The organism is Mesorhizobium sp. M0816 (genome assembly GCF_040320005.1).
In the GTDB taxonomy this organism is placed as follows: Bacteria; Pseudomonadota; Alphaproteobacteria; order Rhizobiales; family Rhizobiaceae; genus Mesorhizobium.
Genome location: NZ_JAMYOT010000004.1, coordinates 59122 through 74548 on the forward strand (window position 1 = coordinate 59122; position 15427 = coordinate 74548).

Below are 15427 nucleotides of genomic sequence, written 5' to 3' on the forward strand. Positions count from 1 at the left end.
GTCGCCTCAACCTTCGACCGGCAGGTCGAGCTCGCTGGCCAGCACCTCGAGCGAGTCGCCGATGATGGATACGATCTCGCCGATCTGCGCGGCGGTGACGATCATCGGCGGGGCGACCATGAAATTGTCGCCGTCGACACCGCCCTTGACCTTGCGTCCGTAGATGATCAGGCCGCGCTCGTAGGCGAGGTCGAGCAGCCGCTGGGTGGCCTTCTTTGCCGGCTCGATCGGCCTCAGCGTTTCTGGGTCGGCGACCATTTCGGCACCGGTCAGCAGGCCCTTGCCGCGGATGTCGGCGATGAACGGAAACCGCTTCGCCAATCCCTTCAGCTCGTCCATCAAAAGCTCGCCCATGACAGCCGCGTTGGCGATCAGGCCGAGACGGTCCATCTCGCCGAGCACGGCGAGCCCGGCGGCGCAGGCGAGCGGATTGCCGGCATAGGTATGGCCGTGCTGGAAGCCGCCCGACGCGAGCAATGGCTGCACCAGCCGCATCGGTGCCGCCAGCGCGCCGAGCGGCGCGTAGCCAGAGCCCAGCCCCTTCGACAGCGCGACGATGTCGGGCTTGCAGTTCCAGTGGTCGCCGCCGAGGAATTTTCCGGTGCGGCCGGCACCGCTCATCACTTCGTCATGGATGAGCAGGATGCCGTAGCGATCGCAGATCTCGCGGATGCGCGGATAGTAGCTGTCCGGCGCCACCAGTGCTGCCGTGGCAGCGCCGCCGACTGGCTCCATGATGAAGGCGAGCACGCTCTGCGGTCCCTCGGCGAGGATCTTTTCCTCCAGCATGTCGGCGTAGCGGATGCCGCGCTGTTCCATCGAAAGATTGTCGCGGTCGCGCCAGGCGATGGGCGCCGGCACGGTCGGCATCATCTGCATCATCGGCACAAATGTTTCGGACAGCGCATCGTCGCCGGTGACGGCGAGCGCGCCGAGCGTGCCGCCATGATAGGACGGAAAGCGCGTGATCACCTTCCAGCGGCTGGGCTGACCGGTGGCGACCGCCCACTGCCGCGCCAGCTTGACGCAGGATTCCGTTGCTTCCGAGCCGCCGGAGACGAAAAAGATGCGGTCCAGGCCTTCGGGGAGTTTGGCCGCCAGCTGCCGCGCGAGCTCCTCTGCCGGTTCGTTCTCGAAATGCAGGCGGTAGGCGAAGGTGGCGCGGTCCATCTGCCGTTTCATCGCGTCGAGCACGTTGCGATTGGAGTGGCCGATATTGGCGACCATCGGGCCGCTCGATCCGTCGATGAAGCGGCGGCCATCCTGCGTCCACATGTAGATGCCTTCGGCGCGGTCGATCAGCGGCCGGCGCACGCTGGATAGATAAAACAGATGCGAGGCTTCGCGAGTTTCCGGGGCAGGAGACTTCAACATGTCATGGCTTTCCAAGATAGCGGTCGAGGACATTTCTGGTGACGCGCTCGACCATCGCATCCTGCCTTAGCAGGCCGGCAATCCATTCGCAGCTTCCGGCGTGAAACACCTCGCCTTTGCCGCGCGGGAAATTGACGATCATGCCGTTGCCGCGTTTGACCTTGTCGAGGTTGGCATCGCTTGCCTCGCCGAACAGCGTCTCGGCGGTGAAGCGTCCGTCCTCGTCGCCGAGAAACTGGTCCTCGAACGCAATGTCGGCGCTTTCCTCGACCTGGCTCGCCATGCCGACGGCCAGCACTTGCAGCCCGTCCGGTGCACCGCTGTCGGGCTTGGGGTAGGGCAGGCCGCCGCGGATCTCGAAATCGAGCCCGTCGACCTCGTAGCCATAGACATGGCTGTCGGCGCCGAGCAGATCGCCATAGTAGATGCCGGTGCCGGCAAACGCCCAATGCTCCGGCCGGTAGACCGGAAAGCCGCGCACGCCGCGCGGCGCGCAGCCGCCCCAGCCGGCATAGACGCCTCTTGTCGCGTTGAGGCCGAAGGTCGCCGCACCCGGCCGGCCGATTTCCGGCGCTTCCCAGGAATTGGTGGCGCGCCTCATATCGCCGCCGCGATAGGCCGGGTCGTCGGCGCGAGCGCGGTATTTGTAGCAGACCTGCCGGCGGCCTTCGTCCTCCAGCCTGGTCTGCCACATGAAATTGCCGGCAAAGCGCGCCGCATGACCGCCGCGCTCGACATAGGTGTCGACCGCATCGCGCATTTCCCAGGTCCAATATTCGTCGTGGCCGACGAAGACGACGCAGTCATAGCCGTCGAGAATGTCGGGCGAAAAATGCAGATCGTGCTGGCTGGCGAGATCGACGGCGTAGCCGGCACGCTCGGCGAAGCGGAAGAAATGGCTGTCGTAGCTTGCCCAGCCGGCTGAGGCGTATTTCTTCGAATGGCCGGTGGCAAAGGCCCATTCCATGTGCGGATAGCGCGGCACGGTTTTCGGCGGCACCGCGACTTCGAGCGGCACGCGCGGCGCATCCTTGGGCAGCACGACGAAGCCGCGGCACCAAGGCCGCTGCGTCGACACCATTCGTGCATATTGGTCCCGGCCTGGCCCGGTGATGCCTTCGTAATGGTTGGAACCGCCCCATGTATTGTAGGCGAGCCAGGTGCCGGTGGCCGCCACCTGCAGCACACGGCCAGGCTTCTTGCCGGGCTGCGGCGCGACGATAAAAAGATGGTGGCAGCGGATCGGCTTGCCGTCCCGGCCATCTGCCGTCAGCGTCACGCGATAGGCGCCGGACGGCCAGTCGTCGCCGATGCGAAACTCGAACGACGCTTGCCAGCCGCAGCCTTCGACCGAACATTGGTCCGGCGTATCTTGCCAGCGCGCCGCGATTCCGGTCCCTTCGAACATTGTCGTTTCCGCGCCGCCGTCGCGGATGATCGCGATGCCGAAACTGGCGGCCGTCGAACTGACATGCAGTGCCACCATGTCGCCAGGACGGTAGGAAAAACGGTCGCTGTAGCACCAGATTTCGCCGCGCCTGCCATCCATACCGGGCCATTCCCAGTAATGGCTGCGCACCGCCTGGCGTCGCTGCTCCGGCGTCAGTCCGAAATCGGGAAACTCGGTCGGCAAATGGTTCATGAACACCGCTAAGGTCGAAGGCCGCCATTTCGGCCATCCGCCGGCCAAGCGTCAATTGGAAACGATCGGGCCAGCCATTGCCGGGCTGCTCCCTTGGCCTTGCCGGCCAAACAGACTATCTCACAAAGGGCGGCCTTGTCCGCCACGGGAGCCGATATGCTGAGAGTGCAAAAGGTCAGGGTCAACGATATCTACGTGCCGACGGCGCGCAAGAAGACGCTGCATCCCGAGACTGTCCGCAATCTGGCCGAGGACATTCTGGAAAACGGCATGAAGATGCCGATCCAGGTGCGCCATGACGGCAAGCGCCATATCCTGGTCGAAGGGTTGCATCGGCTGGAAGCCGCCAAGTGGCTCGGCGAGACCGAGATCGACGCCTATCTGGTGCAAGCCAAGCGCCACTGAAGCCACTTATTTCCGTCGTTCGAATCTCCTGTCCCGCGGATTTTTTCGCGGACCGTGTCGGCTTGCGTCTTGTCGGTTCGTCCTAGACACGGAAGCCAAAACCGACATGTGAGGAAACATCATGACCACCAAGCTCGACGTCGCCCCCAACTCCGACCGCGAGCTGGTTCTCGCCCGCATCATCGATGCGCCGCGCGAGAACGTCTATCGCTGCTGGACCGAGCCGAAGCTCTTGACGCAATGGTTCGCGCCGAAGCCGTGGACGACGCCGCGAGCGGAGATGGACGTTCGCGCCGGTGGCACCAGCCTGGTCGTCATGGCCGGTCCCGACGGCAACGAGTTTGCGAGTCCCGGCGTCTTCCTCGAAGTCGTGCCGGGCAGGAAGCTCGTCTTCACCGATGCCTATACCAAGGCGTGGGAGCCGTCCGAAAAGCCGTTCATGACGGTCGTGCTGACCTTCGAGGACGAGGGCGAGGGCAAGACCCGCTACATTGCCCGCGTCGCGCATTGGTCGGTCGCCGACCGCGAACAGCACGAGAAAATGGGTTTTCACGAGGGCTGGGGCCAGTGCGCCGAACAGCTTGAGGAGGTCGCCAAGCGACTTTGATGCAAACGGGAGAGGGAGACTGATGTCCAGATCGGTATTTTTCGCCATTTTCGCCTCGGCCGCCGCGCTGTTTGCCGCGCCGGGCACCATCAACGCAGAGGAGGCCAAGCCCGCCATGACGACCGCAACCGCAACACTGCCGACGCCGGAAAAATCCGGCCTGCTGCCGATTAACGGCCTGAACTATTATTACGCCGTCTACGGCAAGGGCGAGCCGCTGCTTCTGCTGCATGGCGGTCTCGGCACGACCGACATGTTCGCGCCGATCCTGCCGAAGCTTACCGAAAACCGCACCGTCATCGGGGTCGACCTGCAGGGCCATGGCCGCACCGCGCTCGGCGACCGGCCGCTCAGCCTGGAGGCGATGGGCGACGACATGGCGGCGATCGTCAAGGCGCTCGGCTACGACAAGGTCGACGTGATGGGCTATTCGCTGGGCGGCGGCGTCGCCTTCCGCATGGCCGTCCAGCATCCCCAAACGGTGCGCCGCCTGGTGCTGGTCTCGACCGGCTACGCCGCGGACGGCTTCTATGCCGAGATGCGTGGCCAGCAGGCACAGGTCGGCGCGGCGATGGCCGACATGATGAAGGACACACCGATGTACAAATCCTACGTCGCGGTTGCGCCGCATCCGGAGGATTTTCCGAAACTGCTCGACCAGCTCGGCGCCTATATCCGCAAGGACTACGACTATTCGGCCGACGTGCCGAAGCTGAAAATGCCGGTGATGCTGGTGTTCGGCGACAGCGACATGTACCGGCCCGAGCACGAGATCAAGTTCTATCAGATGCTCGGCGGCGGGTTGAAGGACGCCGGCTGGATGCGCGAGAACCTGTCGCAGAACCGCCTGGCGATCGTGCCGAACCGCACCCACTACGATGTGTTCTTCGCGCCGGAACTGACAGCTGCCGCGCTGCCGTTCCTCAATGGCCAGACCAAGGTCAAGACCTGGGACGAGGTCGTCAACGAAACGAACTGACGCCCAGTCAATTGTCTGCCGGCCGTCTTCCGCGAGATGGCCGGCATGTCGCCCATGGGGCCTTGGCCCGGCGCATCGGCCAATCGTGTATTGGCCGCATCACAGCTATAGATGGCGCCATCAAAGCTTTTCAATTGACGCTGCCACGCCTATCGATAGGTATGCCGCCTATCCTCACAGGGCAGGGACGCGGGTGATGGCAAGATATCAGGGCGGGTGTTTGTGCGGTGCGGTGCGCTACCGCGCCGAGGCGGCACCGATCAATGAGCGCGTCTGCCATTGCCGGTTGTGCCAGAAGGCGCTGGGTGCCGCCTTCAACGCGCGCGTGCTGTTCCGCATCGATGATGTGACGGTCGACGGACCGCTGGCGACGGTGAATTCCTCGCCCGATCTCAAGCGCGGCTTTTGTCCGCGCTGCGGCACGACGATGTTTTCCCGGCGCGATTCCGCCGGCATTATCGGCATCACCACCGGCTCGCTCGATGATCCCTCGTTGTTCAGGCCTGAGATGCATATCTGGACCGCCTCGAAGCAGCCCTGGTTGCAGATCGACGACGGCCTGCCGCAGTTTGAAGGCGCGCCACCTCCGGCTTGAGGTGGAATCTGGACAAAATTTAATCCGAAGCGACACGAGATAGCCGGCAAAGCGTCATTGGCGGGCCATCATTGCTGCCTATCTATTGGCATGCGGGCAGGCAGTCGAGGAGGCGACGGATGAACGACAGCATCAACACCCTGGATGAACTCTTGAGCGATCCGATGATCAAGCTGGTAATGGAGCGCGACCGCGTGCAACCGGCACAACTTCGCACGCTGCTCGAAGAAAAGGTCCGCCGGGTAGACGATGATGCGCCGGTCAACGATCGCTTTGTACCGCCGGCCCACCTGATGGCCACGACCTGTCACAAGCTGTGGTTGTGCAGCTAGGGTCTTGAAGCGGTCAGCCGGAATTTGCCGGCAAATAGCTGTAATGGCTGCGGAAATAGGCAAGCTTGAAGCCGAGGCGTGCATAGTTGCGGTAGGCTGGCCCCTCACGTTCGGCTCGCGGCGCCTCGATATCGGCCACGAACAGTTTTGCACCGGCCGCAAGTCCGTCGCGCACCATCGCTTCGCCGAGCATTGCATCGAGGTCGAAGCTCGGCGCCATGATGCCGGGCACCGGCGCGTCGATGCCGCTCCAGGCCATGCCGTCGGCGCCGATGAACATCGAGCGCACCGCCGCCACCGCGTCTTCCCGCCGCAGCATGTAATGATGCCAGCCGCGTCGGCCGGCCAGCGCCAGCAACCACGGTGAGGTCGGCAACCGATATTGGCTGTCGATGAACCCAGCCCATTCCCTTGCCGTTGCCGGCGTCACCCGCTCGACCGAGGCATCCTCCGTCGGGAAAAGCGGCTCAGCGGGCAATGGCGTCGCGTCGCGAAAGATGCGTTCCCAGCCGCCCTGACGTTGCAGGCCGCGCGCCTCGAGCCAGCAGCTGAGCGTCGCCGGCTCGGTGTGTGGATTGGTGTAGAACCAGGGCCGCAGAATGCCGGCGTCGCGATAATGCGCCAGAAGTGCGTCGAGCCGGCTCTCGGTGGCCGCGCTCTCGACGCCGAAATTTTTGACACAGTTGAAATGGATGAACGGGATCGTCGTGCAGGTGGTCCAGACGAGATCGCCATCTTCGGCGATGGCAAGGCTTTGCCTTGCGGCAAAGTCTGCCGGGGCGGCGCGATAGAGATCGAGCCACGCATTGACCTCGGCGCGTTCGATGGCGCGACTGAGGTTGCGAGGTATCTCGTCGACCCCGATGGCGGGCGAGCATGGCTCCGGCGGGACTACGGGCTGCAATTCTGACAGGGCGGCGGGCTGCATGACGTCCTCCACGTGGTGCCTTACACCGTAAGATTAGTAGAGACTAATCTCATGCCGTGAGTTGTCAAGCCGAGGCAGCGACGTGGCCGAACATTGGAGGGCTAGCACACTTCCGCCCGGCCAACGTCCCGCTGCAAAGCCCTAACAATTCGATTCAAACTTTGTTGGTAGTTTCTTGTTAGGAATCCAGCTTGGTTTGTCCGGCGGCGTTGTCCTGCCTTCGGTCTGTTGTGTTTTGCGTACAGGTCCAGATGCGGTTATCAGGCGTCGTCATCTTTTCGATCGCAGCGCTGTGCCTTGCCGGCTGCACGTCAACCTCCGGCGTCGATGCGCTGCAAGTGCCGTCCAGCGAGACCACCAGCTCGGTTGTGCGGCCACCCGCGCCGGTGGCGTCCGTGGCGAAAACTGATGCTGCGCCCGCTTTTGCCGAACAGGAGCAGGACGAACAGCCGGTCGCGATGGACGTACCCGATCAGGACGTCGAACCGCCGGCCGAGGTGATCGCGCTGATGTCGCCGCCGAAGCGGCTGACACGCGCGGCACCAGCAATGCTTGCCGAACCGGTCACGCGCTATGGTTTTCGCGATGCCAAGCCGATCAATTTCGGCAAGGCATCCTCGCCGAGGCGTCTCGCCGTCCACGGCGTCGACGTTTCGCGCTGGCAGGGCAATGTGAACTGGGGAAAGCTGCGTGCCCAGGGCGCCAACTTCGCCTATATCAAGGCCACCGACGGGGGCGACCATCTCGACCCGATGTTCACCAGAAACTGGCGCAGTGCCGACGCCGCCGGCCTCAAGCGCGGCGCCTACCACTTCTTCTACTGGTGCCGCACCGCCGGCGAGCAGGCCGACTGGTTCATCCGCAATGTGCCGAGGGTCGAGGGCGCGCTGCCGCCGGTGATCGACGTCGAGTGGAACGGCGAATCCAGCTGCAAGCGTCGCCCGTCGCGGCAAAAGGTGCTGGAGAAGATGCAGGTGTTCATGGACAGGCTGGAGCGCCACTACGGCCAGCGGCCGATCATCTACACCGCGCCCGACTTCTACCGCGACAATCTCAGGGGCGCCTTCCCCGATTATCCGTTCTGGCTGCGCGCCGTGGCCGCGCACCCGTCAAAGGTCTATCCCGGGCGCAAATGGCTGTTCTGGCAATATTCCGGCTCCGGCCTGTCGCACGGCGTAAGAGGCCGCATAGACCTCAACGTCTTCCACGGCGATGAGAGGGCCTGGCGCGACTGGGTGGGCGGCCGGCAGATGGTGGCCGAGGCGGAGTAGCGCGGCAGCTTCTTCCTTCTCCCCATGTGGGAGAAGGTGGATTGGCGCGCAGCGCCAAGACGGTTGAGGGGTGTTGGACGGAGTGCGTCGGTGCCAAGCTGGAGCACCCCTCATCCGACCTCGCCACCTTCTCCCACAAGGGGAGAAGGGGAGGCGCCGCGCCATCCCCTTTGGTTGGTCTCGAACGTCGGCCCTTATCTGAGGATTCCTTGGAGGTCGTCCCCAGGATTGGATAACGTCGCCCCATGCCGCATCAGCCCGTTGCGCCCACTAAACGTCGCTTCGCCCGCTCAATGCGACGCGAGCCGACGGAAGCGGAAGACCGCCTGTGGCACGAACTGCGCGGACGTAGGCTCGATCGCATCAAATTTCGGCGCCAAGTTCCGGTCGGCAAGTTCATCGCCGATTTCATTTGCGCCGAGGCCAGACTGATCATCGAGATCGACGGCAGCCAGCATGCGGATTCGAACTATGACCGGGAGCGGGACGCCGAACTTAAGGCGAGGGGCTTTCGTGTACTGCGTTTCTGGAATGACGACGTGCTGCGGGATCTGAACGCAGTCTGCGACACCATCATCGCTTACGTCCGCGATGACAGTTTGCAGCCTTGGCGGTAATCGCGCGCTCTTCCCTTCTCCCACAAGGGGAGAAGGGAGGGCGCGACCTCAGCTCCTCAGCTACACCCGCTCGTGGCCCCGCAAGTATCGCACTTCTCGCAAGTCCCGTTCCGCACCATCGTGAAGTTGTGGCATTCCGAGCATTCGTTGCCGGTGTAGCCCTGCATGAGCGATTGCTGGCGCCGGTTGGCGGCGAGTGCTTTGGCTTCGGCTGCTTCTTTCGCGGCCTCATCGGTGAACAGCTCCGTCGGGTCGGAGGCTTCCGCGTAGACGATGTCCTCGACCAGTTCCCTGGCGCGCTCCTCGTAGTCGCGCTTATAGGCGATGGCTTCGTCGCTGGCCGGCTTCAGCGTCAGCACGTTGGAGCCGGAGAAGGCGGTCGGGGCGGTACGGGCTGGAGTTCCGGAGCCCGAGCCAGCAAAGCCCTTCGGCTCGGCACCCGACACCAGCTTGACCGGCGAGGCACCGCGGGTCAGGCCCTTGGAGAAGGGCGTTGCCTTGCCTTCGTTGATGCCGCGCCCGAGCGCCGTCTTGTCGAAGTCCGACTGGTCGACATGGGCGAGGTCGTGGCGGCCGAGATAGGAGACGGCGAGTTCGCGGAAGACGTAGTCGAGGATCGACGTGGCGTTCTTGATGGCGTCATTGCCTTGCACCATGCCAGCCGGCTCGAATTTGGTGAAGGTGAAGGCTTCGACGAATTCCTCGAGCGGCACGCCATATTGCAGGCCGAGCGAGATGGCGATGGCGAAGTTGTTCATCATCGCCCGGAAGGCCGCACCTTCCTTGTGCATGTCGATGAAGATCTCGCCGATACGACCGTCATCGAACTCGCCAGTGCGCAGATAGACCTTGTGGCCGCCGACGACCGCCTTCTGGGTATAGCCCTTGCGGCGGTTCGGCAGTTTCTCGCGGTCGCGGTAGAGACGTTCGACGACGCGCTCGACGATCTTCTCGGTCACCTGCACGGCGCGCTGTGCGGCCGGCGCCGCGATCAGCTGCTCGATGGCTTCGTCCTCGTCGTCTTCGACGTCTGCAAGCAACGAGGCGTTGAGCGGCTGCGACAGCTTCGAGCCGTCGCGATAGAGCGCGTTGGCCTTCAGCGCCAGCTTCCACGACAGCATGTAGGCGCCCTTGGCGTCTTCCACCGTCGCGTCGTTCGGCATGTTGATGGTCTTGGAGATGGCGCCGGAGATGAAGGGCTGCGCCGCCGCCATCATCATGATGTGGCTGTTGATCGACAGCGAACGCTTGCCGATCTTGCCGCACGGGCTGGCGCAGTCGAACACCGGCAGGTGTTCGGCCTTCAGGAACGGCGCGCCTTCCAGCGTCATCGCCCCGCAGACATGGATGTTGGCGGCCTCGATGTCCTTCTTCGAGAAGCCCAGCGCCGGCAGCATCTCGAACGAGAAATCATTGAGCTGCTCGTCGGTGAAGCCGAACGTCTCCTTCACCCAGTCAGAGCCCAGCGTCCATTGGTTGAAGACGAATTTGATGTCGAAGGCCGACTTCAGCGCCGCATTGAGTGCTGCGATCTTTTCGTCGGTAAAGCCTTTTGCCTTGAGCGAGCCGGGGTTGATGCCCGGCGCCTGGTTGAGATTGCCGTGGCCGACGGCATAGGCCTCGATCTCGGCGATCTGGGCCTCGGAATAGCCGAGCGTGCGCAGCGCTTCGGGCACCGCGCGGTTGATGATCTTGAAATAGCCGCCGCCGGCCAGCTTCTTGAATTTTACCAGCGCGAAGTCGGGCTCGATGCCGGTGGTATCGCAATCCATCACCAGGCCGATTGTGCCGGTCGGCGCGATCACCGTTGCCTGCGCGTTGCGGTAGCCATGCTCCTCGCCGAGCTCGATGGCGCGGTCCCAGGCGGCCTTGGCATGGTCGGCAAGTTCCTGCTGCTTGAGATCCGAGGCGACCAGCGGCACCGGGTTGACGGCGAGCTTCTCATAGCCGTCCCTTTCGCCATAGGCAGCGCGGCGGTGGTTCCGCATGACGCGCAGCATGTTCTGCGCATTGCGGTCATAATCGGGGAAGGCGCCGAGCTCGGCGGCCATTTCGGCCGAAGTGGCATAGGCCGTGCCGGTCATGATCGCGGTGAGCGCGGCGCAGATGGCGCGGCCCTCGTCGGAATCATAGGGAATGCCCGAGGTCATCAGCAGGCCGCCGATATTGGCGTAGCCGAGGCCGAGCGTGCGGTACTCGTAGGAAAGCTTAGCGATCTCCTTCGACGGGAACTGCGCCATCATCACCGAGATTTCCAGCACCATGGTCCACAGCCGCACCGTGTGCTCGTAGGCTGATATGTCGATCGTGCCGTCGGCATTGCGGTAGGGCAGAAGGTTGATCGACGCCAGGTTGCAGGCGGTGTCGTCGAGGAACATGTATTCCGAGCACGGGTTGGACGCCCGGATCGCACCGGCCGAGGCGCAGGTGTGCCAGTCGTTCATCGTCGTGTTGAAATGCAGGCCCGGATCGGCCGACGCCCAGGCGGCATAGCCGATCTTTTCCCAGAGATCGCGCGCCTTCAGCGTCTTCAGCACCTTGCCGTCCTTGCGGGCGGTGAGATGCCAGTCGCCGTCCTGCTCGACGGCGCGCAGGAAATCGTCCTTCAGCGACACCGAATTGTTGGAATTCTGGCCGGAAACGGTGAGATAGGCGTCCGAATCCCAGTCGGTGTCGTAGGTCTTGAACGACATCGAGGTGTAGCCCTGCTTGGCGAACTGGATGACGCGGTAGATGTAGTTCTCCGGCACCGCGTCCTTCTTGGCCGCCTTGATCTCGCGCTTCAGCGCGGTGTTGACCGCCGGGTCGAAGCAATCGTCGCCATTGCCTTCGCAGTTGATGCAGGCCTTCATGATCGCTTCGAGATGCTTCTTGACGATCTTCGAGCCGGTGACCAGCGAGGCGACCTTCTGCTCCTCATTGACCTTCCAGTCGATGAATTCCTCGATATCGGGATGATCGGCGTCGACGATGACCATTTTCGCGGCGCGGCGTGTCGTGCCGCCCGACTTGATGGCGCCCGCCGCGCGGTCGCCGATCTTGAGGAAGCTCATCAGCCCCGACGAACGACCGCCGCCCGACAGCTTTTCGCCTTCACCGCGCAGGAACGAGAAGTTGGAGCCGGTGCCGGAGCCGTATTTGAACAGGCGCGCCTCACGCACCCACAGGTCCATGATGCCGCCCTCATTGACGAGGTCGTCCTGCACGCCCTGGATGAAGCAGGCATGCGGCTGCGGATGCTCGTAGGAAGACTTCGACTTGGTCAGCTTGCCGGTGAACGGGTCGACATAGAAATGACCCTGGCTCGGACCGTCGATGCCATAGGCCCAGTGCAGGCCGGTGTTGAACCATTGCGGCGAGTTCGGCGCGACGCGCTGGGTGGCCAGCATATAGGCGAGCTCGTCGCGGAAGGCGCGCGCGTCTTCCTCCGACTTGAAGTAGCCGCCCTTCCAGCCCCAATAGGTCCAGGTGCCGGCAAGCCGGTCGAAGACCTGGCGGGCGTCGGTCTCGGAACCGTAGCGCTCGGCTTCCGGCAGCTTGGCCAGTTCAGCCTCGTCGGCGACCGAGCGCCACAGGAAGGAGGGGACTTGCGTCTCTTCGACCTTCTTCAGCCGTGCCGGGACGCCAGCCTTGCGGAAATATTTCTGCGCCAGGATATCGGCGGCAACCTGGGAGAACTGCGCCGGCACGTCGATGTTGTCCAAGCGGAACACCACCGAGCCATCCGGATTCTTGATCTCCGAAAGCGCCTTGCGGAATTCGATCTCCGCATAAGCTGATTGCCCTGGCTTGGTGAAACGACGCTCGATGCGCATTGGTCCGGTCCCTTTTGTCTACATATAGCGCTTTTCCCAGAGGATTTCTGCCCTCTTGGCGAAACGCGCATGTCCGCCGTCTGCCGGCGTTCGAAAACCGCCGGCTCTCATCTTCACAGTCTCCGCCGCCCTGCCGGTCAAACCTCTTGCGAGGCCGCTGTCCAACGCGCTGACGGACCCTGTGGGTCCCTCAAAACTGAAAACTTTTTGTAACGCCCTCGATCGAGGGAAATTCACATTATCTAGCGTCGAACCTACCTGCAAACACTAAATATAGTATTAACAGACAATTTATTCAAGTCCGACAATCCTCCCCTTTCGCCCCCAAGGCTTCAAAATCCCACGCCTTCGCCGGCCTCGTAAACAGGCGGGAATGCGGCTCAAAACGCACATATTCCGGGAAAAAGACCGGCCTCGAAACTTTTCCGGTCGCACTCTCAACAGGAGCGCATGGCCTATAAAAGGCGACTCGTTTTGCGGCGTCAAGGATTCGTTTGCGTAGCTTTTATGACCCCACATCTTGTGTGTCACACATGTGGATAACGGGGATAGAAGCGGAGCGCAAGGAAGGGTCGGCTCTGGGTGGAGGCGCTTCGGCAACGACGTTCACAGCACCTGAGCGATAGGCTATGCGCGACTGAGACTCAGGAGAACTGATGCGGATCCGCGCAGAAATGGGCGATGATCTGGCTGAGGTCGGGTTCGTTGACCATGCGCACAGCCTCGGCGGCGCTGACCCATTTGCGGGTGCGTGCCCGCTTTTCCTTCCACCGGTCGGCGACCTTGTCGACCTGCAGCGGGAAGACCAGCACCTCGCACGGCACTTCCTCGCCGGTAGCCAGCACCTTGGCGTAGAAATAACGGCCGGCCTCGTGATGTGAGATCGTGCCGCGCAGCCCGGCCTCCTCGCCGGCTTCGCGTGCCGCCGCTTCGCAAAGCGGCTCCTTCGCTTCCGGCCAGCCCTTGGGAAGCACCCAGCGGCCGGTATCGCGGCTGGTGATCAGCATGATTTCCACGCCGTCCCCGCTATCGCGCCAAGGCAACGCTGCAACCTGAAGGCGGTACGGCACCGCGCCGAAGAGTCGCCGGACCCTTTCGGCCTTATGGTTGTGCGTCGTTGGCCTCGTCAACATCGGAGAAGCTTGCCCCAGCTTCCAGAATCATTTGCCGTCTCACGAATCTTACGGCTAATTATAAGCAATGAAAGTAAAAAATGTTTCACGGATCGGCCAGATTCCGTCAATCTGCGCCGATCTCAGCCTAATGGCGCGACTGCAGCAGCGTCGCGCCACGCCTTTATCGGTGTGCGGAGGTCCCCTGGGCGGACTCGGTGCATCAAGCGGCGTTGCCGCGAATCAGCCGGCGTGATCGTCGGCGATCGGCTTTTGGTAGGTGAAGCCCATGTCCCAGGGGAAATAGATCCAGGTGTCCTGGCTGACCTCGGTAACGAAAGTGTCCACCATCGGCCTGCCTTTCGGCTTGGCATAGACGGTGGCGAAATGCGCCTTGGGCATCATCGCGCGCACTATGCCCGCCGTCTTGCCGGTGTCGGTGAGGTCGTCGATGATCAGCACGCCGGCCCCGTCATCGGCGAGCAGCGCCGGCGTGACCTCCTTCAGCACCTGCAACTGCCCCTGGCTGGTATAATCGTGGTAGGAGGCGACGCAGACCGTCTCGATGATGCGGATGCCAAGCTCGCGCGAAATGATAGCCGCCGGAACCAGGCCGCCGCGCGTGATGCAGACGATCGCCTTCCATTGCCCCTTGTTGGCGCCGGCAAGCCGCCAGGCGAGCGCGCGCGCATCGCGGTGGAACTGGTCCCAGGAGACCGGGAAGGCTTTTTCGGGCAGGGACATCTCTCGCGCACTCCGCAAAGCGCGCATCGCGCGCAGACACTATGGAATGCGCGCGGAATTAACTGGAAAGGCTTGGCTTTGGCAAGGGCGCGGCAAAGCTATTGTCCTGCCAGCTATCCCTGTGAACCTACCGCGACAGGAAAGCCGCCACGGGTGCGGTGCGCAGCACCGTTCGCGTCACCCCGCCGAACAGCAGCTGGCGCAGCCAGGAATGGCTGTAGGCGCCGAGCACGAGCAGGTCCGCACCCGACTCGGCGACCCTGGTCTGGATGATGTCGTCGACCGAGGCGCCGCCGGACCTCAGCACCGAGACGCTGACGGTCGCGCCATGCCTGGACAGCGAGGCGGCGATCTCGGCGCCGGCTGTTTCCGGCGCCTCGTCGAGCGTATCCGGCGGGTCGATGACGACGATGTCGGTCTTTTCGGCCTCGATGATGAACGGCAAGGCATCGAAGGCCGCGCGCGCGGCCTCCTTGCTGCCGTTCCAGGCGAGCAATACGTGCTTGAAGCTGGTGACGAGCGGACCCGAATGCGGCACCACCAGCACCGGCCGGCCGGCATCGTAGACCAGGGTGTCGACGTCGGCGCTCGGGTCGCTGCCCGATTCGCGCTGGGCGGCGATGATCAGGTCCGCGGTGCGAACGGTCGAGATGCCGGTCAGCGCACTGTCGCCGGAAAAACTCTCGAGACTGCGCCACTCGAACGACAGGCCGGAATCCTCGATGCGCTTGTGAAAGGCGGCCTGCAACTTCTCGGCGCGCTCCCGGTTCATATCGGCGGAAACCTGCAGGAACTCGGTGTCCGGAAAGCCGGTGGCAGAGGTGTAGGGCACGGGCAGCGCCTCGGCATGGATGCCGATCAGATGGCTCTGGAACCGGCCGGCCAGCGGGATCGCGCAGTCGAGGACGCGCTCGGCGTCCTGTTCGTTCTGTAGTATGGCGACGATGGTCTTGAAGCGCATGGCAGTCCCTCACTTCTTACGGCGATCCCATCCGTGACAAACGTC

General features: G+C 63.3%; 14 protein-coding genes. 7 read left to right on the forward strand and 7 right to left on the reverse strand.

Going from position 1 to position 15427, the window contains the following annotated elements; genetic code table 11:
* Window positions 1-6: 6 nt before the first annotated feature.
* Window positions 7-1374, reverse strand: coding sequence for an aminotransferase family protein (locus NKI17_RS07005; protein WP_352570863.1), 1368 nt, complete (start codon window positions 1372-1374; stop codon window positions 7-9).
* Window position 1375: 1 nt separating this feature from the next.
* The gene (locus NKI17_RS07010; RefSeq protein ID WP_352570864.1) at window positions 1376-3016 is read right to left on the reverse strand and encodes a N,N-dimethylformamidase beta subunit family domain-containing protein; all 1641 of its coding nucleotides are present in this window, start codon (window positions 3014-3016) and stop codon (window positions 1376-1378) included.
* A 156-nt stretch (window positions 3017-3172) separates the two neighbouring features.
* Between NKI17_RS07010 and NKI17_RS07015 the strand changes: the two genes are divergently transcribed.
* From NKI17_RS07015 to NKI17_RS07035, 5 genes are all read left to right on the forward strand, one after another.
* Window positions 3173-3421: a ParB N-terminal domain-containing protein gene (locus NKI17_RS07015; protein ID WP_352570865.1), complete on the forward strand. Its 249-nt coding sequence runs from the start codon at window positions 3173-3175 to the stop codon at window positions 3419-3421.
* 121 nt (window positions 3422-3542) lie between these two features.
* On the forward strand, window positions 3543-4028 hold the full coding sequence (locus NKI17_RS07020) for an SRPBCC family protein (protein ID WP_352570866.1): 486 nt from the start codon (window positions 3543-3545) through the stop codon (window positions 4026-4028).
* Window positions 4029-4050: 22 nt separating this feature from the next.
* Entirely contained in the window at window positions 4051-5007 is a 957-nt protein-coding gene (locus tag NKI17_RS07025; protein ID WP_352570867.1) for an alpha/beta fold hydrolase, read from the forward strand.
* 196 nt (window positions 5008-5203) lie between these two features.
* Window positions 5204-5602: a GFA family protein gene (locus NKI17_RS07030; RefSeq protein WP_352570868.1), complete on the forward strand. Its 399-nt coding sequence runs from the start codon at window positions 5204-5206 to the stop codon at window positions 5600-5602.
* A 119-nt stretch (window positions 5603-5721) separates the two neighbouring features.
* A complete protein-coding gene (locus NKI17_RS07035) occupies window positions 5722-5934 on the forward strand; it encodes a hypothetical protein (RefSeq protein ID WP_023674755.1) in 213 nt (70 codons plus the stop codon).
* Between the two features lie 13 nt (window positions 5935-5947).
* On the opposite strand, the gene NKI17_RS07040 is transcribed toward NKI17_RS07035, so the two are convergent.
* Window positions 5948-6862 carry a hypothetical protein gene (locus tag NKI17_RS07040; protein WP_352570869.1) on the reverse strand — a complete coding sequence of 305 codons (915 nt, stop codon included), beginning with the start codon at window positions 6860-6862 and terminating at the stop codon, window positions 5948-5950.
* A 251-nt stretch (window positions 6863-7113) separates the two neighbouring features.
* Here NKI17_RS07040 and NKI17_RS07045 point away from each other — a divergent pair, with 251 nt between their 5' ends.
* Together NKI17_RS07045 and NKI17_RS07050 are read left to right on the forward strand one after the other, a co-directional pair.
* A complete protein-coding gene (locus NKI17_RS07045; RefSeq protein ID WP_352570870.1) occupies window positions 7114-8133 on the forward strand; it encodes a GH25 family lysozyme in 1020 nt (339 codons plus the stop codon).
* A 245-nt stretch (window positions 8134-8378) separates the two neighbouring features.
* Window positions 8379-8750, forward strand: coding sequence for an endonuclease domain-containing protein (locus tag NKI17_RS07050; protein WP_023674758.1), 372 nt, complete (start codon window positions 8379-8381; stop codon window positions 8748-8750).
* Window positions 8751-8806: 56 nt separating this feature from the next.
* Here the strand turns inward: NKI17_RS07050 and NKI17_RS07055 are convergent, their stop codons facing one another.
* The 4 genes from NKI17_RS07055 to NKI17_RS07070 form a co-directional block, all read right to left on the reverse strand.
* Window positions 8807-12565, reverse strand: coding sequence for a vitamin B12-dependent ribonucleotide reductase (locus NKI17_RS07055; protein WP_352570871.1), 3759 nt, complete (start codon window positions 12563-12565; stop codon window positions 8807-8809).
* A gap of 644 nt (window positions 12566-13209) precedes the next feature.
* Entirely contained in the window at window positions 13210-13698 is a 489-nt protein-coding gene (locus tag NKI17_RS07060) for an NUDIX hydrolase (protein WP_352905554.1), read from the reverse strand.
* Window positions 13699-13920: 222 nt separating this feature from the next.
* On the reverse strand, window positions 13921-14421 hold the full coding sequence (gpt, locus tag NKI17_RS07065; protein WP_023674762.1) for a xanthine phosphoribosyltransferase: 501 nt from the start codon (window positions 14419-14421) through the stop codon (window positions 13921-13923).
* Window positions 14422-14548: 127 nt separating this feature from the next.
* On the reverse strand, window positions 14549-15382 hold the full coding sequence (locus NKI17_RS07070) for a universal stress protein (protein ID WP_352570873.1): 834 nt from the start codon (window positions 15380-15382) through the stop codon (window positions 14549-14551).
* Window positions 15383-15427 lie beyond the last annotated feature (45 nt).

Bases quoted from the DNA above. Each gene is read 5' to 3' on its own strand.
- NKI17_RS07010 (WP_352570864.1), bottom strand. From the start codon at position 3,016: ATGAACCATTTGCCGACCGAGTTTCCCGATTTCGGACTGACGCCGGAG.
- NKI17_RS07070 (WP_352570873.1), bottom strand. From the start codon at position 15,382: ATGCGCTTCAAGACCATCGTCGCCATACTACAGAACGAACAGGACGCC.
- gpt (WP_023674762.1), bottom strand. From the start codon at position 14,421: ATGTCCCTGCCCGAAAAAGCCTTCCCGGTCTCCTGGGACCAGTTCCAC.
- NKI17_RS07045 (WP_352570870.1), top strand. From the start codon at position 7,114: ATGCGGTTATCAGGCGTCGTCATCTTTTCGATCGCAGCGCTGTGCCTT.
- NKI17_RS07040 (WP_352570869.1), bottom strand. From the start codon at position 6,862: ATGCAGCCCGCCGCCCTGTCAGAATTGCAGCCCGTAGTCCCGCCGGAG.
- NKI17_RS07020 (WP_352570866.1), top strand. From the start codon at position 3,543: ATGACCACCAAGCTCGACGTCGCCCCCAACTCCGACCGCGAGCTGGTT.
- NKI17_RS07015 (WP_352570865.1), top strand. From the start codon at position 3,173: ATGCTGAGAGTGCAAAAGGTCAGGGTCAACGATATCTACGTGCCGACG.
- NKI17_RS07005 (WP_352570863.1), bottom strand. From the start codon at position 1,374: ATGTTGAAGTCTCCTGCCCCGGAAACTCGCGAAGCCTCGCATCTGTTT.
- NKI17_RS07050 (WP_023674758.1), top strand. From the start codon at position 8,379: ATGCCGCATCAGCCCGTTGCGCCCACTAAACGTCGCTTCGCCCGCTCA.
- NKI17_RS07030 (WP_352570868.1), top strand. From the start codon at position 5,204: ATGGCAAGATATCAGGGCGGGTGTTTGTGCGGTGCGGTGCGCTACCGC.
- NKI17_RS07055 (WP_352570871.1), bottom strand. From the start codon at position 12,565: ATGCGCATCGAGCGTCGTTTCACCAAGCCAGGGCAATCAGCTTATGCG.
- NKI17_RS07025 (WP_352570867.1), top strand. From the start codon at position 4,051: ATGTCCAGATCGGTATTTTTCGCCATTTTCGCCTCGGCCGCCGCGCTG.
- NKI17_RS07060 (WP_352905554.1), bottom strand. From the start codon at position 13,698: ATGTTGACGAGGCCAACGACGCACAACCATAAGGCCGAAAGGGTCCGG.
- NKI17_RS07035 (WP_023674755.1), top strand. From the start codon at position 5,722: ATGAACGACAGCATCAACACCCTGGATGAACTCTTGAGCGATCCGATG.